This is a genomic window from Rhizobium sp. CFBP 13644, assembly GCF_014842165.1.
In the GTDB taxonomy this organism is placed as follows: Bacteria; Pseudomonadota; Alphaproteobacteria; order Rhizobiales; family Rhizobiaceae; genus Agrobacterium; species Agrobacterium tumefaciens_C.
In genome coordinates, this window is sequence record NZ_JACYVF010000001.1 from 868282 (window position 1) to 890421 (window position 22140).

Here is a 22140-nt window from a genome sequence, read left to right on the forward strand (position 1 = left end):
GATGCCGGTTTTCGAACTGCATCAAGGCTCTTCCCCATCATTTTAGGGTTGCCGCACACCGGCACCGAGCTGCCAGCGGATATATGGGAACGCCTGAACAGCAATGGCAAAACCCTTGCCGATACCGATTGGCACATTCACGATCTCTACGCCGGACTGCTGGATGACGCGACGACCGTGCGCGCCACGTTCCACCGCTATGTCATCGATGCAAACCGCGATCCTGCGGGAGTGAGCCTCTACCCCGGCCAGAATACGACGGGACTGGTGCCGATAACGGATTTCGATGGCCATTCCATCTGGAACGATGGCGAAGAGCCGACCGAAGCGGATATCGCCCAGCGGCTGCGTGAATTCCATGCGCCCTATCACGCGGCGCTTTCGGCAGAAATTGAACGGGTGAAGGCCATTCACGGCATTGCCATTCTCTATGATTGCCACTCGATCCGCTCTCACATTCCGTTCCTGTTTGACGGTGCGCTGCCGGATTTCAACATCGGCACGGATATGGGCCGGACATGCGATCCTGCCATCGAAAGCATCGTCTGCGATGGCGCTGCGGCGGCGCAAGGCTATACGTCCGTTTTGAATGGCCGTTTCAAGGGCGGCTGGACAACACGCCATTATGGAAAGCCGGAAACCGGCGTTCACGCCATTCAGATGGAACTGGCGCAATCCAACCATCTCACCACGCAAACGCCGCCATTTGCCTATGACCGCGAAAAGGCGACCCGCCTTCGCGCCCATCTCAAGACCATTCTGACGCGTCTGGAAGACTTCGCGCTTCAGGCCAACGATAAGGGGAGATCATCATGAACAATCCACGCCATAATGAACGCGAAGTCCGCAGCCCCAGAGGCACGGAACTCAATGCCAAAAGCTGGATGACCGAAGCGCCGCTGCGCATGTTGATGAACAATCTCGACCCTGATGTCGCCGAGCGCCCGTATGATCTGGTTGTCTATGGTGGCATTGGCCGCGCCGCCCGCACCTGGGAGGATTTCGACCGCATCGTCGCCACGCTGAAGGATCTCAACGAGGATGAGACGCTGCTGGTGCAATCCGGCAAGCCGGTTGGGGTGTTTCGCACCCACAAGGATGCGCCACGTGTGCTGATCGCCAATTCCAACCTCGTGCCCCATTGGGCAACGTGGGAGCATTTCAACGAGCTGGATAAGAAGGGGCTGGCCATGTATGGCCAGATGACCGCCGGTTCGTGGATCTACATCGGCACGCAGGGCATCGTGCAGGGAACCTACGAGACTTTCGTGGAAGCCGGCCGCCAGCATTATGAAGGAAACCTCAAGGGCAAGTGGATCCTGACCGGCGGCTTGGGTGGCATGGGCGGGGCACAGCCGCTGGCAGCTGTGATGGCTGGCGCCTGCTGCCTTGCGGTGGAGTGCGATGAAACCCGCGTCGATTTTCGTCTGCGCACCCGTTATGTCGATGCCAAAGCCCACACGCTGGATCAGGCCCTTGATCTGATCGACCAATGGACAAAGGCGGGCGAAGCGAAATCCGTCGGCCTGATTGGCAATGCCGCCGAGATATTCCCAGAGCTGGTCAAGCGCATGCAGGCTGGCGGTCCACGCCCCGATATCGTGACCGACCAGACCTCAGCCCATGACCCGATCCACGGATATCTGCCGCTGGGTTGGACGGTTGGTGAATGGCGCGCGAAACAGGAGAGCGACCCTAAGGCGGTGGAAGTTGCCGCCCGCGCTTCGATGAAGCAGCACGTTCAGGCCATGGTCGATTTCTGGAATGCAGGTGTGCCGACGCTGGATTATGGCAACAACATCCGCCAGGTCGCCAAGGAAGAGGGGCTGGAAAACGCCTTCGCCTTCCCCGGCTTCGTGCCAGCCTATATCCGTCCGCTGTTTTGCCGTGGCATTGGCCCCTTCCGCTGGGCAGCGCTTTCGGGTGATCCTGAGGATATCTACAAGACAGACGCCAAGGTCAAGGAACTCACCCCCGGCAACACCCATCTTCACAATTGGCTGGATATGGCGCGTGATCGCATCGCCTTTCAAGGATTGCCCGCCCGCATCTGCTGGGTGGGTCTCGGCGACCGGCACCGCCTGGCGCTCGCCTTCAACGAGATGGTCAAGAGCGGGGAGCTGAAAGCGCCCGTCGTGATCGGTCGCGATCACCTCGATTCAGGCTCCGTTGCCTCTCCCAACCGGGAGACGGAAGCGATGAAGGACGGATCGGATGCGGTCTCCGACTGGCCGCTTCTGAATGCGCTGCTGAACACTGCATCGGGTGCGACCTGGGTTTCGCTGCATCATGGCGGAGGCGTGGGCATGGGCTTTTCCCAGCATTCGGGCGTCGTCATCTGCGCCGATGGTTCGGATGATGCGGCACGGCGTCTGAATCGCGTATTGTGGAACGACCCGGCAACCGGCGTGATGCGCCACGCCGATGCGGGCTATGATATCGCTCTGGATTGCGCCCGCGAAAAGGGCCTTCGCCTGCCCGGCATTCTGGGTAACTGAGCGTCATGAAGCTCTACCGCGCCACTGAACACAAGCGCATGCCATGGAAGAACGGCGGCGGGGAGACGGTGGAAATCGCCGTCTTTCCGCCCGCGGCTAGCGTCGATGACTTTGATTGGCGCATCAGCATGGCGACAGTCGCCAGCGACGGGCCATTCTCCATCTTCCCCGGCATTGATCGCACCTTGTCTATTCTGGATGGTGCCGGAATTTCGCTGGAGATGGAGGGCGGGGAAGACGTGGCGCTCCAAGACGCAAGCCTGCCATTGTCCTTCGCGGCAGATATTGCAGCAGCAGCCACGCTGGTCGATGGGCCCGTGACCGACCTCAATGTCATGACCCGGCGCGGGCGCTATCGTCACAGCGTCGAGCGGATAACGGGGCGCTTTTCAGTCAATAAAGAGGCTTTGAGCGAGACGGTTCTCGTGCTTGTTACGGGAGACGCCTTGGCGACATCGAAGAACCAGACGGTAGAGCTGGCCGCACTGGATGCCGTTGAGGTCGCCGAAACGATAGAGATAGAAGCCAATCACACCGTTTGCTACGTCATCCGCATCATGCCGCAGGGCTGAAGATGTGGCGCTCGCTTGCGACAATGTCCTGAAGAAACTGCACGACAGTTCGCACACGGGCCAACTGGCGCGCGTTCTCATGAAACGCCGTCCAGTAGGAGCGGCGGATGGTGACGTCAGGCATGATGCGCGTGAGCTCGGGGTGATTGCGGGCAATGTAATCATGCAGGATGCCGATGCCAGCGCCGGATCGCACCGCCTCTGTCTGGCCGATGGCGCTCGAGATTTCAAAGCTCGCATTCCAGTCCCGCATCACTTCGCCCGTGTAATTCAGCGATGGAGAAAAGATGAGGTCCTCGACATAGCCGATGCGGCGGTGAAGCTTCAACGCCTCGATAGTATCCGGCACGCTATTCATCCGCAGATAGGCGTCCGACGCATAAAGACCCAGCGAATAATCGGTGAGTTTGGACAAAACGAGCCTTCCCTGCTCCGGCCTTTCGATGGTTATGGCAATGTCTGCCTCACGCTGTGACAGCGAGAAAGATCGCGGCACAGGGACGAGCTCTATTTTCAGATCCGGGTGCATCGCCGTCAGCGCGCCAAGACGCGGCGCGAGAAATGACACGCCGAAACCATCGGGCGCACCGATGCGCACCGTGCCGCTAATCGCCGAGTCCCCTCGCCCCAGATCAGCCCGCACGCCGAGCATTTCCGTTTCCATCCGCTCCGCCGAGGCCAGAAAGCGGGTGCCGTCCTCGGTCAGCTCGCATCCGGTCGTGCTGCGCAGGAACAGCTGACAGCCGAGTGCTTCCTCTAGCGCGGACACACGGCGGCTAAGCGTCGCATGGTTAACGCCGAGCTTTCTAGCAGCGGCGAGAAACTGCCCGCTTCGCGCAACGCTGAGGAATACGCGCACATCATCCCAGTTCATATCTCATCCCTAATGTCGATTTATGCACAACGGATGATTATTCCAGGTGATTGATTTGTGCAATTCAAAGCGCGAAGGTGCGGCATCAAATCTGGAGGACTACCCATGAAAGAAATCGGCCATTTCATCGACGGCAAGCATGTGAGCGGCACCAGTGGCCGCACATCCAATGTCTACAATCCGGCAACAGGCGAAGTGCAGGCAACGGTTTCGCTGGCCAGCGATGCGGAGATCCTGGCGGCTGTTGAGAGCGCCAAGAAAGCCCAGCCCAAATGGGCCGCAACCAACCCGCAGCGCCGCGCCCGCGTGTTCTTCAAGTTCGTGGACTTGCTGAACCAGAACATGGACGAACTGGCTGTGCTGCTTTCCAGCGAACACGGCAAGACGGTGGAAGATTCCAAGGGCGATATTATTCGCGGCCTGGAAGTCTGCGAATTCGTCTGCGGAATCCCGCATCTTTCCAAGGGTGAGTTCACCGAGGGTGCTGGTCCTGCCATCGACATGTATTCCATCCGCCAGCCGGTTGGCATCGGCGCTGGCATCACGCCTTTCAACTTCCCCGGCATGATCCCGATGTGGATGTTTGCACCGGCAATCGCGTGCGGCAACGCCTTCATTTTGAAGCCTTCCGAGCGCGACCCATCCCTGCCGATCCGTCTTGCTGAACTGATGATCGAAGCCGGTCTGCCTGCGGGCATTCTCAACGTCGTCAATGGCGACAAGAGCGCTGTTGACGGCCTTCTGACGAACCCGGATATCGGCGCGGTGTCCTTCGTCGGCTCCACGCCAATCGCACGCTATGTCTACGGCACGGCTGCCATGAACGGCAAGCGCGCCCAGTGCTTTGGCGGTGCCAAGAACCACATGATCATCATGCCGGATGCCGATCTCGACCAGGCTGTGAGCGCGCTGATGGGTGCCGGTTACGGTTCTGCCGGTGAGCGCTGCATGGCGGTCTCCGTTGCTGTACCGGTTGGTGAAGACACGGCAAATCGTCTGATCGAAAAGCTGATCCCGCAGATCGAAGCACTCAAGATCGGCCCCTACACAGACGACAAGGCCGATATGGGCCCGCTGATCACCAAGGAAGCACAGACCCGCGTTCAGGGCCTGATCAACAGCGGCGTCGAGCAGGGTGCCGAACTCCTCGTCGATGGCCGGGATTTCAAGCTGCAGGGTTATGAAAACGGCTATTTCGTCGGCGGATGCCTGTTCGACCACGTGACTACGGATATGGACATCTACAAACAGGAGATCTTCGGGCCGGTTCTGTCGGTCGTTCGCGCCAAGAACTATGAAGAAGCGCTGGAACTGCCGATGAAGCACGAATATGGCAATGGCGTCGCAATCTTCACCCGCGATGGTGATGCAGCCCGTGATTTTGCCAGCCGCATCAATATCGGCATGATCGGCATCAACGTGCCAATCCCTGTTCCGCTGGCCTACCACTCCTTCGGCGGCTGGAAGGCATCGAGCTTTGGTGACCTCAACCAGCACGGTACGGATTCGATCAAGTTCTGGACCAAGACCAAGACGATCACAACGCGCTGGCCATCAGGTATCAAGACTGGTGCAGAATTCGTCATGCCGACGATGAAGTAATTGAGATATGCGCCCCCGGTTGAACCGGGGGCGCATGGACTGCTTATTTCGTGCCGTACATGCGGTCGCCCGCGTCACCCAGACCGGGCATGATGTAGCCCTGTTCATTCAGGTGGCTGTCGATGGAAGCCGTGAAGATCGGAACATCCGGGTGCGCTTCGCGGAAGTTCTTGATGCCTTCAGGGGCGGCGAGAAGGCACACGAAGCGCATATTCTTGGCGCCACGTTCCTTCAGCTTATCGACGGCGGCGATGGACGAATTGCCGGTGGCCAGCATTGGGTCCACAACGATAATCAGGCGTGCATCGAGATTGTCGGGTGCCTTGAAGAAATACTCCACGGCCTCAAGCGTATCGTGATCGCGGTACACACCGATATGCGAGACGCGGGCGGATGGAACGAGCTCCAGCATGCCTTCCAGCAGACCGTTACCGGCGCGGAGGATGGAGGCGAAAACGAGCTTCTTGCCTTCCAGAACCGGCGCCTGAATGGTCTGCATCGGTGTTTCGATGGTTTCCTGCGTCATTTCCAGATCGCGCGTCACTTCATAGCACAACAGCGTCGATATTTCGCGCAGCAGACGGCGGAAACCAGCAGTCGAGGTTTCCTTCTTGCGCATGATGGTAAGTTTGTGCTGCACGAGCGGGTGAGCGATAACGGTGACGCCGTCCATGAACCTGGCCTTTTCTTTGATCTCTGATGTCTCTGTATTTCACCGAATGAACCGGTTTCGCAAGACCGGAAGCACATTTTGCGCCTCCGTCCTTGCCTGTTTCTATGAAGCAGATGGTGTATCCAACAGGCCGAGCAGCCGCGCGCGGGTTTCATCATCCACAAAGGCCGCTTCGATGGCAGTGCGGGTCATCGCATTGATCTCGGCGTCACTGAAACCGAAGGCGTGGCGGGCGATCTCATATTCCTGCGCCAGCGACGTGGAGAAGAAGGGAGGATCGTCAGAACTGACGCATACGCGAACGCCCGCATCCCGCAGGCGCTTCAAAGGATGGCTTTCAAAATCCGGGTAGACATTGAGCGCGATGTTGGAGCCGGGGCAGACCTCCAGCACCGTGCCAAGCTCCGCCAGCCGCGCAACCAGCGCATCATCCTCGATGGCACGCACGCCGTGACCAATGCGCTGCGGCTTGATGAGATCAAGCGCGTCAGACACGCTGAATGCACCGCAAACCTCGCCCGCATGGATGGTGAGGCCAAGCCCGGCATCGCGGGCGATATCAAAGGCGCGGGCATAGTCTGCCACCCGGCCCATGCGCTCTTCACCAGCCAAGTTGAAACCGGTGATGAGCGGATGCTTGACCCGTGCCGCATATTCCGCAGCGGCAATGACGCTTTCGGGACCGAAATGGCGCTCGCCAGTGACGATGATGCGCGCTTCGATGCCGGTCCTTTGCTTGGCTGCTGCTATACCCTCGGCAATGCCGGCCAGATACGCATCTGCGCCGAGGCCAATGCGGTCGCCGTGATCGGGTGAAATGATCAACTCGCTATATATGGTATTTTCACCCGCCAGCTCCGTCAGATAGGCCTCGGTCAGACGCGCATAATCCTCATCCGTCTTGAAGACCTGAGCCACGGCATCATAGCACTTTATGAACTCGGCGAAATCTGACCAGATGTAAGCGCCGTCGCGCAGAAAAGCGCTGGTATCGATGCGGTATTTCCGTGCCTGTTCTTCCACCAGTGCAGGCGGCGCAGCCCCTTCCAGATGGCAATGGATCTCGGCTTTCAGAAGATGGGATGTCACATGAAGCTCCTGCCGTGGCGACCGGTCGGTATATTAAGATGGGCGGCGATGCTTTCGCCAATATCGGCAAAGGTCGGGCGGATGCCGATGCTGCGTTCGCGGATGCCGGGGCCGAAGGCCATGATCGGCACGCGCTCGCGTGTATGGTCCGTGCCGCGCCATGTCGGGTCGCACCCATGGTCAGCGGTGATGATCGCGAGATCGCCGGGCTGCATCTTGCGATGAATTTCCGGCAGGCGCGCATCGAAGGCTTCGAGCGCCGCCGCATAGCCTGCGACATCGCGGCGGTGGCCATAATTCATGTCGAAATCGACGAAATTGGTGAAAACGAGATCGCCGTTCTCGGCCTCGTCCATGGCCTGAAGCGTCGCGTCCATCAGCGCCTCGTTGCCATTGGCCTTGATGACGCGGGACACGCCCTGATGGGCGTAAATATCGCCAATCTTGCCGATGGCCAGCACCTTGTGGTCCTTTTCGACAAGCCGGTCCAGCAGCGTTGGCTCTGGCGGCAGGACCGAAAAGTCCCGGCGATTGCCGGTTCGCTCGAATGTCGCCGGTGTTTCGCCCGTAAAGGGCCTTGCGATGACCCGGCCGATATTGAGCGGATCAACGAGTTTTCGCACTGTCTGGCAGAAGGCAATCAGCCGCTCTAGACCAAAATGCTCTTCATGGGCTGCAATCTGGAACACGGAGTCCGATGAGGTGTAGCAGATGGGTTTGCCAGTTTTGATATGCTCTGCGCCGAAACGCGCGATAATATCCGTGCCGGATGCGTGGCAATTGCCGAGTATGCCGGGCACTTCGCTCTCAGCGCAAATGGCGGCGACAAGCTCCGGCGAAAAAGCATCGCCCTCAGTTGGGAAATAACCCCAATCGAACCGAACAGGTGTACCGGCAATTTCCCAGTGGCCCGATGGCGTGTCCTTGCCTTTGGAAACCTCGCTAGCGCAGCCATGAAGGCCATAGATGCGCTCTGGTGGCTCCATTCCCGCCGGGCGTTCACCGCTAGCAAGGTGCGCAATATTCAGAAGTCCGAGCGCCGACATGTTCGGCAGCTTCAGCGGACCGGCGCGCAGGCCTGCTCGATCCGCCGCACCGGCGGCGCAGAACTCGGCAATATGGCCAAGCGTGTTCGATCCCAGATCGCCATAGGCTTCAGCATCCGGTGCGCCACCCACACCAAAGGAATCGAGAAGCAGAAGAAAAGCGCGTGCCATGTATCACCACAAAAACTGCGGCTCTTACGGCCGCTCTCACAACATGGTGATATAATCATCCAGCGCATAAAGGGGAAATGCTTTATTTAAGCACGGCGCTGACTCGGGCTTAGTCACCTCGTCACTCACCGCTCGTCTTTTGGTGCATTCAAATTCCGCATCACATACCATCCCGCAGCGACCACCATTCCAGCCAGAATATACCATGTGATGGCATAGGAGAGATGATTGTTGGGGAAGGTCAGCATGGTCTTGCCGCCCACCGGCAAGCTGCCGGGATTGGCCGTCGCATCCGCATCGATATAGAAGGGTGCGGCATTCTCGATCTTCTTTGCGTCAGTGATCTGGGCGATGTTGCGTGAATACCAGCGGTCGTTTTGCGGATCGTTGGTGCGCAGGAAGAGCCCTCCGGTCTCCGGCGCGCGCATCAGGCCGACAATCTCGACCGCGCCCTCGACCTCACCTTGTGGGCGGGTGGCTGGATCACGCTTATCGGTCGGCACAAAGCCTCTGTTGATGATGACGCGGGTGCGGTCCTGCCGCTCCAACGGGGTCAGCACCCAATAGCCGGGACCGAGGTCCGTCACGGTATAGACCTGAACCTCATCCTGATGGCGGAAAGTGCCGGTGATTTTCACGCGGCGATATTCATATTGCGCGGGGTCCGTCAGCGCGGGCCAATCGGAAGCGGCGGGCACCTCCACCGGGCTCGCGTGCGCACGTTCTTCGACGCGCGCTACGAGATCCCGCTTCCACGACAGACGGTTGACCTGCCATGTGCCCAGCGCCAGCAAACACCCGGTCAGGATGATGGTCATGACCATGACGGCGACTGCCGCAGGGCGGATGCCCTTTCGAGCCGATGCTTCTTTATTCTGAATGGTCATTTGGCTTCTCGCTCAACGCAAAACCCCATGAATCCGCTCTCCGATTCATGGGGTTTTCGTGTCTCTCGGAGAGGAACGACCCGCTGTTGCGGGTCGCTAGATCGTGGCCGATGCCGCCGGTTACGGCATGTTGCGCATCTGCTCCATCGTCATGGTCGGCATCATGTTCTTGTTCATGTTGTACATGACCCAGAGCGAGCCAACGAGTGTGATCATGACCACCACAAGCGTGAACAGCAGCGACATGAAGGTCCAGCCGCCCTGCGACTTGGTGTTCATGTGCAGGAAGTAGATCATGTGTACGAAGACCTGGATCACGCCGAAGATCATGATGACGATGACGGTTGTCGTGCGGTTTTCGAGAACATCGCCCATGACCAGCCAGAACGGGATCGCCGTCAGGATGACCGAAAGGATGAAGCCGATCATGTAGCTCTTGAACGAGCCATGATCTTCGCCGCTGTCATGATGGTCGTGATCATGTGCATGGTCATGACCGTGCGCGTGGTTATGGTCGTGTGTGTTTGAACCCATCACAGAACTCCAACCAGGTAAACAAAGGAAAAGACGCCGATCCAGATCACGTCCAGGAAGTGCCAGAACATGGAAAGGCAAGTCAGGCGGCGCATGTTTGCAGCATGCAGACCGAACCTCTTGATCTGCACCATGAGCGTGACGAGCCAGATGACACCGAAGGTGACGTGCAGACCGTGCGTGCCGACCAGCGCGAAGAAGGCAGACAGGAAGGCAGAACGCTGTGGCGTCGCGCCCTCATGAATGAGGTGGTAGAACTCGTAAAGTTCCAGGCTGAGGAACGCCAGGCCGAAGAGACCGGTGATGCCGAGCCAGATCAGCGTCGTGTTGATCTTCTTCTTCTGCGCTTCCAGCATGGCAAAGCCATAGGTGATGGACGACAGCAGCAGGAATGCCGTGTTGATCGCCACCAGCTTGAGGTCGAACAGATCGGCGCCGGATGGGCCGGCCGCATAGCTGCGACCGACAACGGCATAAGTTGCAAAGAGCGTTGCGAAGATCAGGCAGTCGCTCATCAGATACAGCCAGAAACCGATGGATGTACCGTTTTCTGTGTGGTGGTCTTCCTTCAGATAGAAGACCGGCTTTTCCGCGCCGTTGGCGCTCTGGGCAGGTGCTTGAGACATTCTTTTACGCCTGAGTTGCCAGCAGCTTCGTACGTTCTGCTTCGACTTCCGTCACATCCGAAACGGGGATGTAATAGTCGCGATTGTAGTTGAAGGTGTGGGCAATGGAGACCCCGATGATGGCCACCAGAGAGACAATTGCCAGCCACCAGATGTGCCACACCAGTGCAAACCCAAGCACGACGGAGATGGCGCTGATGATGACACCCGTGCCGGTATTCTTCGGCATATGGATCGGGATGAAGCCATCGACGGGGCGCTCTGCACCGTGCTTTTTCATATGTGCCCAGGCGTCGATTTCATGCACGACAGGCGTGAAAGCGAAGTTGTAGGCAGGTGGCGGAGAAGACGTAGACCATTCCAGCGTACGACCGCCATAGGGATCGCCCGAGACATCACGCAGTTCTTCGCGACGCAGGAAGCTGACGACGAGCTGGATGATGAAGGATGCGATGCCCAATGCGATGAGGAACGCACCAAAGGCTGCCACGAGGAACCACGGCTGAAGCGATGTGTCCTCGAACTGGCTGAGGCGGCGGGTGATGCCCATCAGACCAAGCACGTAGAGCGGCATGAAGGCGAAGTAGAAGCCGACGAACCAGAACCAGAAGGACATCTTGCCCCAGAATGGGTCGAGGCGATAGCCGAAGGCCTTTGGATACCAGTAGGCGATACCGGCGAGCACACCAAACACCACGCCGCCAATGATCGTGTTGTGGAAGTGGGCGATCAGGAACAGCGAGTTGTGCAGCACGAAGTCGGCTGGAGGAACGGCCAGCAGAACGCCGGTCATGCCACCGATGACGAAGGTGATCATGAAGCCGATGGCCCACAGCATGGGCACATCGAAGGTGATGCGGCCCTTATACATGGTGAACAGCCAGTTGAAGATCTTCGCACCCGTCGGGATCGAGATGATCATCGTCGTGATGCCGAAGAAGGCATTGACGCTGGCACCGGAACCCATGGTGAAGAAGTGGTGCAGCCAAACGACATAGGCCAGGATGGTGATGACCACGGTCGCATAGACCATCGACGCGTAACCGAAGAGACGCTTGTTGGAGAAAGTCGACACAATCTCTGAGAAAATACCAAAGGCTGGCAGCACGAGAATGTAGACTTCCGGGTGACCCCAGATCCAGATGAGGTTGACGTACATCATCGGATTGCCGCCAAGATCGTTGGTGAAGAAGTTCGTACCAACGTAACGGTCAAGGGTCAGAAGTGCGAGCGTACCGGTCAGGATCGGGAAGGAGGCCACGATCAGGATGTTGGAACACAGCGATGTCCACACGAAGATGGGCAGGCGCATCATCGTCATGCCGGGTGCGCGCATCTTGATGATGGTGACGATCAGGTTGATACCCGACAACGTCGTTCCCACACCGGCAATCTGCAGGCCCCAGATGTAATAGTCCACACCGACGCTCGGGCTTCCCTGAATGCCTGATAGTGGCGGATAGGCCAGCCAGCCGGTCTGGGCGTATTCACCGATGAACAGCGAGATCATGGTGATGACGGCACCGGCGGTTGTCATCCAGAAGGAGAAGTTGTTGAGGAACGGGAACGAGACGTCACGGGCGCCGATCTGCAACGGAATGATGTAGTTCATCAAGCCCGTGATCATCGGCATCGCCATGAAGAAGATCATGATGACCCCGTGCGCGGTGAAAATCTGGTCATAGTGGTGGGCGTTCAGATACCCTTCCGAACCGCCAGAGGCTATGGCCTGCTGGATACGCATCATGATGGCGTCGGCAAAGCCGCGCATCAGCATGACGAGTGCCAGGATGATGTACATGATACCGATCTTCTTGTGATCGATACTCGTGAACCATTCCTTCCAGAGATAACCCCAGAGCCGGAAATAGGTGAGCGCGCCCAGAACGGCTGCGCCACCCAGCGCCACGACGGCGAAGGTCACGATGAGAATGGGCTCATGGATGGGGATGGAGTCCCACGTCAGCTTCCCGAAGAGAAATGACGTTTGATCGGTATTGACGACCATTTTAGCCTCTTGCGATTTTTAGAATGCCGCTCGTCCCATTGGACGAGACGGACATTCCCAAGTCATTGAATTTACGCCTCGAACAGACCGAAGCGTTCAGAGCAGCGCGGAAATCGCGCCGCAGGCAACTCTCGTATCAACCAGCACTCTTGCTGGCATTGGGTGCAGTGGCCTTCGTAGCAGGCAAAGCTGCTGGCTCGAATGTCTGGCCCTGGATAGCCGCAGGCGTCGACTGTGGACCCATCGCCACGCCATAGGGCGAAAGCGGTGTGCAGACCACGGAGTTCAGCGCCTTGGCAATATCAATGCCTTCCTTGCCGCCACCACCATTGGCATCGATATGCATCATGTCACGCATGCAAAGCTTGTTAGGCTCAACGCAGCGGTTGAGGATCGCGTCGTAAAGCTGCGGGTCAACGCTGGCGAAATACTGCACGGGCTCGCGCTCACTTGGCTTTGCGAATTCGAGGTATTCCATGCGGCCAAAGCCCTTGCCGCCATCCTTCGCCTTGGCAACCCACTGGTCAAAGCCTTCCTGGCTCATGCCATGGAACTTGAAGCGCATGTGCGAGAAGCCGGGACCGGAGAAGTTAGCCGAGAAGCCATCATAGACGCCGGGCTTGTTGATAACAGCGTGAAGCTTCGTCTGCATGCCGCCCATGGCGTAAATCTGACCGGCAAGTGCGGGTACGAAGAACGAGTTCATGGCCGTGGTGCCGGTGATTTTGAAGTTGATTGGAACATCAACGGGTGCTGCGAATTCGTTGACGCTACCAATGCCAAGCTCGGGATAGAAGAACAGCCACTTCCAGTCCATAGCCACGACTTCAACCGTCAAAGGCTTCATATCCGCGGTCACTTCGCGGTTCTCGTCCAGACGCTCGATCGGACGATAGGGATCAAGACGGTGGGTCGCGATCCATGTCACGGTGCCAAGCATCAGAATGATGGCGACAGGAGCCGACCAGATCACCATTTCAAGGCGCGTGGAGTGGTGCCATTCCGGATCGTAATCTTCCGCCTTGGCAGATGCACGGTACTTCCACGCGAAGAACAGCGTGAGTGCGAGAACCGGAACGATGATGAGCAGCATCAACACCGTCGAGGTGATGATGAGGTCACGCTGTTGAACAGCGATATCACCCGCAGGGTTCATCACAACGAGGTTGCAACCGCTGAGCAGAAGCAAAGACGAAATGGCCACGAGGGCAGATGGAATTTTCATGAGCGTGCGCACGTTCTGATACTCGTACTGTTTCTTGTATTGTCGGGTATAATTGGCAAACGTCATAAATGACATGAGGTAGTTTGTCGCGGTGCAGCATGGATTATTTTCTGCAGCAATCGCGGCACAGGCAATTCAAGTCGAAATGCTGGTATTGCCGTATTATCGCACATGTTTTGGTCCCGGCAAGCCCTCCCCCGCATTCTCCAATTGACGGCCTTACACCCCTGTGTGACAATCCGCCGCATAGGACGCAACGCAAGAGGAGGCGCTGCGTTTGAACTAAGGCTTACGCCTACGCAGGAGGGAATTTTCATGAGTTATACTGATACGGCTTTTCACGAACACAGAGGACCGAATGGCAAGGCTTCAGCGCCAATCGCTGTCGATCCTGACCGCATTACCATCGCGGTCATCCTGGCCAGAATGACAGAGTTTTTTGACTTCTTCGTCTACGCCATTGCCTCCGCGCTGGTGTTTCCTCATGTCTTCTTCTCCTTCGTCGATCCCCTCACAGCCACGCTCTATTCCTTCGCCGTGTTCTCGCTGGCCTTCATCGCGCGGCCGATCGGTTCGCTCATCTTCCTGCAGGTCGACCGCAAGTTCGGGCGCGCCGTCAAACTGGCAGCTGCGCTGTTTACTCTCTGTGGTTCGACAATGGCGATCAGCTTCCTGCCATCCTATGCAGAAGCCGGCATAATTGCCCCTATTCTTCTGGCCGTCTTCCGCATCGGTCAGGGCATTGGCCTGGGTGGTGCATGGGATGGACTGGTTTCCCTGCTGGCCATGAATGCGCCGGAAAAACAGCGCGGCTGGTATGCCATGATGCCGCAGCTTGGCGCGGCCATGGGCTTTGGTCTTGCAAGTGCATTCTTCATTATCTTCACCACGCAGCTATCCAACCCGGAATTTCTGGCCTGGGGCTGGCGCTTCCCATTCTTCGTGGCACTGGCGCTCAATGTTCTGGCACTCTTTGCCCGCCTGCGCATGATCGTAACGCCCGAATTCCAGACCATGCTGCAACAGCATGAGCTGGAGCCCAAGCCCATGTTCCAGATGCTGCGCAAACAATCGCGCGTGGTGTTCACCGGTGCATTTGTTCCGCTTGCCAGCTTTGCGCTGTTTCACCTCGTCACCGTTTTCCCGCTCAGCTGGGTGTCGCTCAACACGGATCAGAAGGTCTCCGACTTCCTGTTCGTGCAGTTCGTCAGCGCCATTATTGCTGGCGGGATGATCGTCGTCTCCGGCGTTCTTTCCGACAAGATCGGCCGCCGCAAGCTGCTGGGCATTGCCGCCGCCATGATTGCTGTCTTCAGCTTCGTTGCACCGGTGCTTCTGTCATCGGGCGATATTGGTCGCTATCTCTTCGTGCTCATCGGCTTCTCGCTGCTTGGCCTGTCTTTCGGCCAGTCCGGCGGAGCGCTGGCATCGCGCTTTAGCCGTGAATATCGTTATACAGGGGCCTCCCTGACGTCGGATATCTCATGGCTAATCGGCGCTGGCTTTGCGCCTCTGGTGGCACTCGGCTTCTCCTCGAAGTTCGGCCTGTTCGCCGTCGGCATCTACCTGCTGTCCGGCGCACTCTGCACACTGATTGCACTCTACTTCAGCCGAACGCTGGATATGCCGGCCGAGTAAATCACCGCAATGCAACTCAACGAAAAAGCCGCTGGTCGTAAGACACCAGCGGCTTTTTTATGCATTACGCTTTGTTTCGAGCCTTAGCAGTCCGAGCAGGTGATGGCATCTGCCTCACGTTTTGCGAAGTAATACTCGCGACCGATGGTGATCGATGTCAGGTTCGATGACAAGGATGACATGAACATCAAAAGCGTATGGGGCTTCGTCAACTCGGAATGAACCAGAAACGCGCCGGGCTGCTTCAGATTATCGGGAATGCTGACAATCGAGTTTAAAACGTAAGGTCGCTTATCACCCTCATCCCATGACCACTTAATCCGCGCCACCTTGTTGGCATCCACCTCGATGCCGCTGATTTTCAGTTTCAGCCCTGTTGTCGAATAGGGCGCGAAAATCGCAGCAGTCACGTCCCGCATGGAGCCGAGATAAGCCTTGTTCACGGTCTGGGGCTGGGAGGCCAAGTCTGCGACAGCGCCAGCCGCACGGGTTGCGCGCTTATAGACACTGAAGCCGATCGTCAGCTCGAAAGCGGTGATGTAGAGCGCCAGCAGGAGCGGAAATATGATGGCAAATTCAACAGCCCCGACGCCCTGCTTGTCGCGTTTCAGACGCTTCAACGTCTCCACAAGCGCTCGCCAGATCGTGTGTGATCGTCTTTTCATGTTGTCGCGCTCACTGGTACGGCTCATTCTGGTAGGCATCCGTCGCGACGATCAGGAAATGAGATGGCATCGAACCATCCTTCGGACGGATTCTGGTGAGGAAGGGTCGCACCAGATCCGCGGTCACCTGCCAGCGGTAATAGACGCGCAGCATGTTGATGGACTTGGGTCCGCCGGGTGAAAAGCCGAAAGCCGAAACATCAAGATCGAAATACTCGCCATTCGGCGTCAGCGGTATCGTCTTTGGAATATCGGCGAAGGCGTTGAAGCGGCGCAGGTCGACATAGAGTTTCTGCGGCGTCCTGATCTCATCTGCAGAGCAGGTGATCAGGATCGAGACTTCCGCACAGAACTGCGTTCTGAACTCTTCCCTGGTAATCGTGCTGGTAATTTGCCCCGTGCGCAACTTGCGCGCCATCGTATCCGTCGCGTTTATCACAAGCTGTTCGCCAACCAGCGCGAGAAAGGTCTCGATGATGGCAAAAACGACCATGAAATAGGGAATTGCGAGAATGGCAAACTCAATGGCAGCGGAGCCATCCCGGGAGCGCAAAAACTTTTTACCAAGTTTTGCCTTTGATACCAATGATCGCATTTAGCTTTTTCTATCTTCATGACGGGAAAGCATGTCTGCCGCAAAGCTTTATGCGATAGAACTGTAGCGTGGCTTCGTTTAAATTGTCTTTCCCGAAAGCTTCGCATTTCCCCTATCGGGATGATTTCAGGGCTTGGCACCCACCTCAGGAGATCATATCAATGAATGCAGAAATAATATAAATATTGCCAATTCCCCGCATTTGCGGAATATTTGCACATAGAGATCCTTAGCCGAGATGGCGCCTTTGCGCGATATCTCTGATGACCCGGAGTAAATTTTGGCCAGCGTCAACGAAAACGCCGATAGCAGCGTGAAAGAACAGGCACCAGCAGGCCGCTCCGGCGGCTCGCTTGTGAGCCAGACGGCAGATGCTTTGCGTCACGCCATTCTTTCGGGCGAGTACAAGCCTGGCGACAAATTGCCGAGCGAAGCGGGACTGACCGAGCTTTACAAGGTCAGCAGAACCGTTGTGCGCGAGGCTGTGGCGGCATTGCGTGCCGATAAGCTGGTGGAAGCACGTCACGGCGCGGGTATCTTCGTGCTGACACTGCCTACACAGCAGCCGCAACCGTTTCAGGATGTTGACCACGACCGCATCTCGTCGATCATCGAGCTTCTGGAATTGCGGGCAGCCGTGGAGACCGAAGCAGCAGAGCTTGCCGCTGTTCGCCGCTCACCTGCGCAGGAAGAAGCCATCATGCGCTGTCTCTCAGCCGTTCAGGCCTGTATAGACAAGGGCGACCCGACCGCCGAAGCGGATTTCAAACTGCATCTGGCCATTGCTGACGCCACCAACAATCCGCGCTTTCGCGAATTTCTTGAAGTGATGGGGCAGAATATCATTCCCCGTGCGGCTCTGCGGTCCTCGCAATCGGAAAAATCTGCCGCCTCCTACCTTCAGCAACTCCAGAAAGAACACGACGTCATCGTGCAAGCCATTTCTGACGGAAACGCATCGGCTGCACGCGAAGCGATGCGCCTGCATCTGAAGGGCAGCCAGCAACGCTACCGCGCCATGCTGCGGCAGGTTGATCGCTAGAAATTCCAACCGCCGGTCTAAGGCCGTGCGTGAGCACACCCGGCACCGTTGCGGGGTCAAGGTGCGCGATGCCGAGGAGGATTTCATGACCATCATAAGAACATTCGAGGGCCAGAAGCCCCGCACCGCCATGCCGAAGGGGGCAATCGATACGCAGATGCATATGTATCTGCCCGGTTTCCCACAACAAGCCGGTGGCCCCGCCATTCCAGAAGGCACGCCGGGACCGGATGAATACCGCCGCATGATGAAATGGATCGGCATCGAGCGGGTGGTGATTACCCAAGGCAATGCGCATCAACGCGATAACGGCAATCTGATTGCATGCCTGCGGGACATGGGCGGCGTGGCGCGTGGTGTGGCTGTCGTTACCCGTGAGACACCGATCAAAGAGCTGGAGGAACTGGTCAGCGTCGGTGTCGTTGGTGCGCGCATCATGGATTTGCCCGGTGGTGCGGTTGATCTCACCCATCTGGAAGAGGTTGACAGTATTGCTCAGGAGCTCGGCTGGTGCGTGGCCATACAGTTCGATGGCTCCAACATTCTGGAGCATGAACCGCGTCTGGCCGCCGTCAAGAGCCGCTGGATATTCGATCACCACGGCAAGTTTTTTGCGGGCGTGACGCCTGAAAGCGAGCAGGTTGCGGCTCTGAAGCGGTTGATCGACAAGGGCAATTGCTGGTTCAAATTCGCGGGCTGCTACGAATCCAGCCGTGTCGGCGGACCTGACTTCGAGGATATTGCCACTGTCGCCCGCCATATCGCAGACTATGCGCCGGATCGCATCATCTGGGGCACCAACTGGCCGCACAACAATGCCAAGACAACGGAAGAATATCCCGATGACGCAGACCTTCTGGACACGGTCCTATCATGGCTGCCGTCCGATGAAGCGCGCCGGAAGGCGCTGGTGACCAACCCTGAACATCTGTTCGGCTTCGATCCACTCTAAGGCAAAAAACCAAAAAGCCCGGCATGACCGGGCTTTTTCAGTTCTCAAGCGATTTTCAGTCTATTCGCTATCGGCGTTATAGAGCACGTCGAGTGTCGGGATCGAGGTGATGTTGAAGCCACCATCGACATAATGACATTCGCCGGTCACGCCGCGCGACAGGCTGGACAGAAGATAGAGCGCTGAGCCGCCGATATCATCGATATCGGGCGTGCGACGCAGGGGCGCGTTCTTCTGATTCCAGGAGAAGATGGCGCGTGCGTCGGAAATGCCGGCACCGGCCAATGTGCGCACGGGCCCAGCCGAGATGGCGTTAACGCGAATGCCCTTTGGACCATAATCCGCAGCCAGGTAGCGCACAGACGCTTCCAGAGCCGCTTTGGCCACGCCCATGACATTGTAGTTCGGGATGACGCGCTGCGAACCATTATAGGTCAGCGTCAGCATGGAACCACCATCGCTCATCAAGGCTGCTGCGCGCTTTGCGATTTCCGTGAAGGAGAAGCAGGAAATCACCATTGTGCGGCTGAAGTTTTCCCGCGTGGTGTCTGCATAAAGACCCTTCAGTTCATTCTTGTCGGAAAAGCCGATGGCATGAACCACGAAATCGAGAGAGCCCCAACGCTCACGCACCGCTTCAAACAGGGCATCAACCGAGGCGATATCCTCAACGTCGCAGGGAACGATGAAGTCTGAGCCGACTTCAGCCGCCAGCGGCTTGACGCGCTTGCCCAGGGCTTCACCCTGATAGGTGAAGGCCAGTTCTGCGCCCTGAGCCGCCAAGGCCTTGGAGATGCCCCAGGCGATGGAATGGTTGTTTGCAACGCCCATGATGAGGCCGCGCTTACCCTGCATGATGCCGTTCATGGGCAATTATCCGTTATAACGCTGGAAGACGAGCGTGGCATTGGTGCCGCCGAATCCAAAGGAGTTGGAAAGTACCGTGTCGATCTTGGCGTTATCGATACGCTTGCGAACGACTGGAACGCCTTCAAATTCAGGATCAAGCGTTTCGATATGGGCGCTTTCGCCGATGAACCGCTCCTGCATCATCAACAGGCCATAGATGGATTCCTGAACGCCAGCGGCACCCAGCGAGTGGCCAGTCAGCGACTTGGTGGACTGGACATGCGGGATTTTCGAGCCGAAGACTTCACGGATCGCGCCGACTTCCTTGCTGTCGCCCACAGGCGTGGATGTGCCGTGGGTATTGATGTAATCGACTTCGCCCTGCACATTGGCAAGCGCCTGACGCATGCAGCGGATCGCGCCTTCGCCCGATGGTGCGACCATGTCGTAACCGTCAGACGTTGCGCCGTAACCGACGATTTCCGCATAGATCTTGGCACCACGCGCCTTGGCATGTTCAAGCTCTTCCAGAACCAGAACGCCAGCGCCGCCAGCAATGACGAAGCCGTCACGATTGGCGTCATAGGCACGCGAGGCAATGGATGGCGTGTCGTTATATTTGGATGACATGGCGCCCATGGCATCGAAGAGGTTCGACATCGACCAGTCGAGGTCTTCATGGCCACCGGCAAACATCACATCCTGCTTGCCCCACTGGATCATTTCAGCAGCGTTGCCAATGCAATGCGCTGATGTCGAGCAGGCTGACGAGATGGAATAGTTGACGCCGTGGATCTTGAACCAGGTAGCAAGCGTGGCGGATGCAGTCGAGGACATTGCCTTTGGAACCGCAAAGGGTCCAATGCGCTTGGGGCTGTTGTTCTTCAACGTAATATCGGCAGCTTCAACGATGGTGCGGGTGGATGGACCGCCCGAACCCATGATGATGCCGGTGCGTTCATTGCCGCTGATGACGCTTTCTTCCAGACCGGAATCGGCAATCGCCTGCTTCATGGCCACATGGTTCCACGCTCCGCCCTGAGACAGGAAGCGCATGGCGCGACGGTCAACCAGTTCGGTCGGGTCCAGCGACGGCTTGCCCCAGACCTGGCACTTGAAGCCATGCTCGGCAAAATCCGGCGAGAACGAAATGCCCGACTTCGCATCCCTCAGGGACGCCGTAACTTCTGCAGCGTCGTTGCCGATGGATGAAACGATACCGAGGCCGGTGACTACAACTCTTCTCATGAAGTTGACCTTTTCTGTGTTTGCCGCGCGATGTGTGCCGCATCAGGCCGACTTGGCCGACCTGACGCTGAACGATCAAAGATCAGGCGGTCTTTTCTTTGGACAGGCCGACACGCAGGTCCGACGCTTGGTAGATGGTTTCGCCATCGGCCTTCAACCAGCCATCGGCCGTGCCGAGGACGAGGCGACCGCGCATGACGCGCTTGAAATCGATGCCATATTGCAGGAGCTTGGTTTCCGGGCGAACCATGCCCTTGAACTTCACTTCGCCAGTGGAAAGCGCCATGCCGCGGCCTTCTTCACCCAGCCAACCCAGGAAAAAGCCGGTCAGCTGCCACATGCCATCAAGGCCAAGGCAGCCGGGCATGATGGGGTTGCCCTGGAAGTGGCATGGGAAATACCAGTCATCTGCCGAAACATCATATTCCGCGCGAATGAAGCCCTTGTCGTGGGCACCGCCGGTTTCAGAAATTTCCGTGATGCGGTGAACCATGAGCATGGGAGGCAGAGGAAGCTGCGCATTGCCGGGGCCGAACAGTTCGCCACGTCCGCAAGACAGAAGTTCCTCGTAATTGTAGCTCGATTGCCTCGTTGCCATGTTGTATCCGTTTCCCCGTTTTCACGTGTTGAAAGACTTCTGTAGAACAAGTTAGGCGCAAAATGAAGCGCTGCAAGGGCAACTTGCACCCGTCACAGCTCATGTTTTGTGCCGAAGTCTGCCTTAACATGGCGCCCGCATACAGGAAGCGTAAGGCCCGAACCAGAGGAAATTTGCAAAATACCCTTGTTTGCCGCCAATTGCTGCGCCTGTAATGGCGGAAACTATTGAAAGCATTGCGCGTAAAAGTTATATGCTACTTGGATTGGAATAATTTATCGCATTTGAGGCCGGATTGCATGGCATTTGACGCAACATTAGATATCGGAACCAGGTTGCGCCGTTTTGGCCTTCGCCCCACGCGTCAGCGTGTTGCGTTGGGCGATCTTCTGTTCGCAAAAGGCGACCGGCATCTGACTGTCGAGGAATTGCACGACGAAGCCGTCAATGCCGGCGTGCCGATCTCTCTTGCCACCGTTTACAACACGCTGCACCAGTTCACCGAAGCGGGCCTGATCCGCGTGCTGGCCATGGAAGGCGCAAAAACCTATTTCGACACGAATGTCTCCGATCACCATCACTTCTTTGTTGAAGGTGAAAACGAGGTTCTCGATATTCCGGTCAACAATCTGGAAATCGGCAACCTGCCGGAGCCACCCGAGGGCATGGAAATCGCCCATGTGGACGTGGTCATTCGCCTTCGCCGCAAGCGCGGATGACGTCTCCGCCATGCCACCTGAGTGGCATG

21 protein-coding genes and 1 pseudogene are annotated in these 22140 nt (G+C 57.5%); 8 read left to right on the top strand and 14 right to left on the bottom strand.

Features of this window, described 5'->3' with window-relative positions:
* The first annotated feature begins 1 nt into the window (after position 1).
* The 3 genes and pseudogenes from hutG (at position 2) to IFT53_RS04155 (ending at position 3070) form a co-directional block, all read left to right on the top strand.
* Positions 2-816: pseudogene (gene hutG, locus IFT53_RS04145) on the top strand (N-formylglutamate deformylase).
* The gene (hutU, locus tag IFT53_RS04150; protein WP_192063232.1) at positions 813-2498 is read left to right on the top strand and encodes a urocanate hydratase; all 1686 of its coding nucleotides are present in this window, start codon (positions 813-815) and stop codon (positions 2496-2498) included. The pseudogene hutG and the gene hutU overlap by 4 nt, the downstream one beginning before the upstream one ends.
* A 5-nt stretch (positions 2499-2503) precedes the next feature.
* Complete coding sequence (locus IFT53_RS04155; RefSeq protein WP_192063231.1) at positions 2504-3070, top strand: HutD/Ves family protein; 567 nt, start codon at positions 2504-2506, stop codon at positions 3068-3070.
* Here IFT53_RS04155 and IFT53_RS04160 read toward each other — a convergent pair.
* Positions 3054-3944 (bottom strand): LysR family transcriptional regulator, encoded by an 891-nt coding sequence (locus IFT53_RS04160; protein ID WP_192063230.1) that lies wholly within the window; start codon positions 3942-3944, stop codon positions 3054-3056. The two genes, IFT53_RS04155 and IFT53_RS04160, sit on opposite strands and share 17 nt — an antisense overlap.
* A gap of 105 nt (positions 3945-4049) precedes the next feature.
* On the opposite strand from IFT53_RS04160, the gene IFT53_RS04165 reads away from it, so the two are divergent.
* Positions 4050-5546: a CoA-acylating methylmalonate-semialdehyde dehydrogenase gene (locus IFT53_RS04165; RefSeq protein WP_192063229.1), complete on the top strand. Its 1497-nt coding sequence runs from the start codon at positions 4050-4052 to the stop codon at positions 5544-5546.
* 43 nt (positions 5547-5589) lie between these two features.
* Here the strand turns inward: IFT53_RS04165 and upp are convergent, their stop codons facing one another.
* From upp to cyoA, 8 genes are all read right to left on the bottom strand, one after another.
* Positions 5590-6219 carry a uracil phosphoribosyltransferase gene (gene upp, locus IFT53_RS04170; protein ID WP_042616278.1) on the bottom strand — a complete coding sequence of 210 codons (630 nt, stop codon included), beginning with the start codon at positions 6217-6219 and terminating at the stop codon, positions 5590-5592.
* 102 nt (positions 6220-6321) lie between these two features.
* Positions 6322-7308 (bottom strand): adenosine deaminase, encoded by a 987-nt coding sequence (locus IFT53_RS04175; RefSeq protein ID WP_192063228.1) that lies wholly within the window; start codon positions 7306-7308, stop codon positions 6322-6324.
* Positions 7305-8525, bottom strand: coding sequence for a phosphopentomutase (locus IFT53_RS04180; protein WP_192063227.1), 1221 nt, complete (start codon positions 8523-8525; stop codon positions 7305-7307). Before IFT53_RS04180 ends, IFT53_RS04175 begins: the two co-directional genes overlap by 4 nt.
* Positions 8526-8650: 125 nt before the next feature.
* On the bottom strand, positions 8651-9412 hold the full coding sequence (locus tag IFT53_RS04185; RefSeq protein WP_192063226.1) for an SURF1 family protein: 762 nt from the start codon (positions 9410-9412) through the stop codon (positions 8651-8653).
* 120 nt (positions 9413-9532) lie between these two features.
* Positions 9533-9946 (bottom strand): cytochrome o ubiquinol oxidase subunit IV, encoded by a 414-nt coding sequence (gene cyoD / locus IFT53_RS04190; protein ID WP_192063225.1) that lies wholly within the window; start codon positions 9944-9946, stop codon positions 9533-9535.
* Entirely contained in the window at positions 9946-10572 is a 627-nt protein-coding gene (gene cyoC / locus IFT53_RS04195; protein WP_192063224.1) for a cytochrome o ubiquinol oxidase subunit III, read from the bottom strand. The genes cyoD and cyoC overlap by 1 nt, the downstream gene beginning before the upstream one ends.
* 4 nt (positions 10573-10576) lie before the next feature.
* Complete coding sequence (gene cyoB / locus IFT53_RS04200) at positions 10577-12580, bottom strand: cytochrome o ubiquinol oxidase subunit I (protein WP_192063223.1); 2004 nt, start codon at positions 12578-12580, stop codon at positions 10577-10579.
* 136 nt (positions 12581-12716) lie between these two features.
* On the bottom strand, positions 12717-13805 hold the full coding sequence (cyoA, locus tag IFT53_RS04205; protein WP_192063824.1) for a ubiquinol oxidase subunit II: 1089 nt from the start codon (positions 13803-13805) through the stop codon (positions 12717-12719).
* A 315-nt stretch (positions 13806-14120) separates the two neighbouring features.
* On the opposite strand from cyoA, the gene IFT53_RS04210 reads away from it, so the two are divergent.
* A complete protein-coding gene (locus tag IFT53_RS04210) occupies positions 14121-15443 on the top strand; it encodes an MFS transporter (protein ID WP_192063222.1) in 1323 nt (440 codons plus the stop codon).
* A gap of 83 nt (positions 15444-15526) precedes the next feature.
* On the opposite strand, the gene IFT53_RS04215 is transcribed toward IFT53_RS04210, so the two are convergent.
* Positions 15527-16135 (bottom strand): TadE/TadG family type IV pilus assembly protein, encoded by a 609-nt coding sequence (locus IFT53_RS04215; protein WP_243256814.1) that lies wholly within the window; start codon positions 16133-16135, stop codon positions 15527-15529.
* Entirely contained in the window at positions 16119-16703 is a 585-nt protein-coding gene (locus IFT53_RS04220) for a TadE/TadG family type IV pilus assembly protein (RefSeq protein ID WP_192063221.1), read from the bottom strand. The genes IFT53_RS04215 and IFT53_RS04220 overlap by 17 nt, the downstream gene beginning before the upstream one ends.
* Positions 16704-16983: 280 nt before the next feature.
* On the opposite strand from IFT53_RS04220, the gene IFT53_RS04225 reads away from it, so the two are divergent.
* Together IFT53_RS04225 and IFT53_RS04230 are read left to right on the top strand one after the other, a co-directional pair.
* Positions 16984-17745: a FadR/GntR family transcriptional regulator gene (locus IFT53_RS04225; RefSeq protein ID WP_197980115.1), complete on the top strand. Its 762-nt coding sequence runs from the start codon at positions 16984-16986 to the stop codon at positions 17743-17745.
* An 85-nt stretch (positions 17746-17830) separates the two neighbouring features.
* Positions 17831-18697 (top strand): amidohydrolase family protein, encoded by an 867-nt coding sequence (locus IFT53_RS04230; RefSeq protein WP_192063220.1) that lies wholly within the window; start codon positions 17831-17833, stop codon positions 18695-18697.
* Between the two features lie 60 nt (positions 18698-18757).
* Here the strand turns inward: IFT53_RS04230 and fabI are convergent, their stop codons facing one another.
* The 3 genes from fabI to fabA all read right to left on the bottom strand — a co-directional run bounded on the left by fabI (position 18758) and on the right by fabA (position 21392).
* The gene (fabI, locus tag IFT53_RS04235; protein WP_042616268.1) at positions 18758-19564 is read right to left on the bottom strand and encodes an enoyl-ACP reductase FabI; all 807 of its coding nucleotides are present in this window, start codon (positions 19562-19564) and stop codon (positions 18758-18760) included.
* Positions 19565-19570: 6 nt separating this feature from the next.
* A complete protein-coding gene (gene fabB / locus IFT53_RS04240) occupies positions 19571-20794 on the bottom strand; it encodes a beta-ketoacyl-ACP synthase I (protein WP_192063219.1) in 1224 nt (407 codons plus the stop codon).
* Positions 20795-20876: 82 nt separating this feature from the next.
* On the bottom strand, positions 20877-21392 hold the full coding sequence (gene fabA / locus IFT53_RS04245; protein ID WP_042616266.1) for a 3-hydroxyacyl-[acyl-carrier-protein] dehydratase FabA: 516 nt from the start codon (positions 21390-21392) through the stop codon (positions 20877-20879).
* Between the two features lie 299 nt (positions 21393-21691).
* On the opposite strand from fabA, the gene irrA reads away from it, so the two are divergent.
* Positions 21692-22111: an iron response transcriptional regulator IrrA gene (gene irrA / locus IFT53_RS04250; RefSeq protein WP_042616265.1), complete on the top strand. Its 420-nt coding sequence runs from the start codon at positions 21692-21694 to the stop codon at positions 22109-22111.
* Positions 22112-22140: the final 29 nt, after the last annotated feature.

Excerpts from the sequence above, each read along its gene's own strand:
- hutU (WP_192063232.1), top strand. The coding sequence starts at position 813 with ATGAACAATCCACGCCATAATGAACGCGAAGTCCGCAGCCCCAGAGGC.
- IFT53_RS04155 (WP_192063231.1), top strand. The coding sequence starts at position 2,504 with ATGAAGCTCTACCGCGCCACTGAACACAAGCGCATGCCATGGAAGAAC.
- IFT53_RS04160 (WP_192063230.1), bottom strand. The coding sequence starts at position 3,944 with ATGAACTGGGATGATGTGCGCGTATTCCTCAGCGTTGCGCGAAGCGGG.
- IFT53_RS04165 (WP_192063229.1), top strand. The coding sequence starts at position 4,050 with ATGAAAGAAATCGGCCATTTCATCGACGGCAAGCATGTGAGCGGCACC.
- upp (WP_042616278.1), bottom strand. The coding sequence starts at position 6,219 with ATGGACGGCGTCACCGTTATCGCTCACCCGCTCGTGCAGCACAAACTT.
- IFT53_RS04180 (WP_192063227.1), bottom strand. The coding sequence starts at position 8,525 with ATGGCACGCGCTTTTCTTCTGCTTCTCGATTCCTTTGGTGTGGGTGGC.
- IFT53_RS04185 (WP_192063226.1), bottom strand. The coding sequence starts at position 9,412 with ATGACCATTCAGAATAAAGAAGCATCGGCTCGAAAGGGCATCCGCCCT.
- cyoD (WP_192063225.1), bottom strand. The coding sequence starts at position 9,946 with ATGGGTTCAAACACACACGACCATAACCACGCGCACGGTCATGACCAT.
- cyoC (WP_192063224.1), bottom strand. The coding sequence starts at position 10,572 with ATGTCTCAAGCACCTGCCCAGAGCGCCAACGGCGCGGAAAAGCCGGTC.
- cyoB (WP_192063223.1), bottom strand. The coding sequence starts at position 12,580 with ATGGTCGTCAATACCGATCAAACGTCATTTCTCTTCGGGAAGCTGACG.
- cyoA (WP_192063824.1), bottom strand. The coding sequence starts at position 13,805 with ATGAAAATTCCATCTGCCCTCGTGGCCATTTCGTCTTTGCTTCTGCTC.
- IFT53_RS04210 (WP_192063222.1), top strand. The coding sequence starts at position 14,121 with ATGAGTTATACTGATACGGCTTTTCACGAACACAGAGGACCGAATGGC.
- IFT53_RS04215 (WP_243256814.1), bottom strand. The coding sequence starts at position 16,135 with ATGAGCCGTACCAGTGAGCGCGACAACATGAAAAGACGATCACACACG.
- IFT53_RS04220 (WP_192063221.1), bottom strand. The coding sequence starts at position 16,703 with ATGCGATCATTGGTATCAAAGGCAAAACTTGGTAAAAAGTTTTTGCGC.
- IFT53_RS04230 (WP_192063220.1), top strand. The coding sequence starts at position 17,831 with ATGACCATCATAAGAACATTCGAGGGCCAGAAGCCCCGCACCGCCATG.
- fabI (WP_042616268.1), bottom strand. The coding sequence starts at position 19,564 with ATGAACGGCATCATGCAGGGTAAGCGCGGCCTCATCATGGGCGTTGCA.
- fabB (WP_192063219.1), bottom strand. The coding sequence starts at position 20,794 with ATGAGAAGAGTTGTAGTCACCGGCCTCGGTATCGTTTCATCCATCGGC.
- fabA (WP_042616266.1), bottom strand. The coding sequence starts at position 21,392 with ATGGCAACGAGGCAATCGAGCTACAATTACGAGGAACTTCTGTCTTGC.
- irrA (WP_042616265.1), top strand. The coding sequence starts at position 21,692 with ATGGCATTTGACGCAACATTAGATATCGGAACCAGGTTGCGCCGTTTT.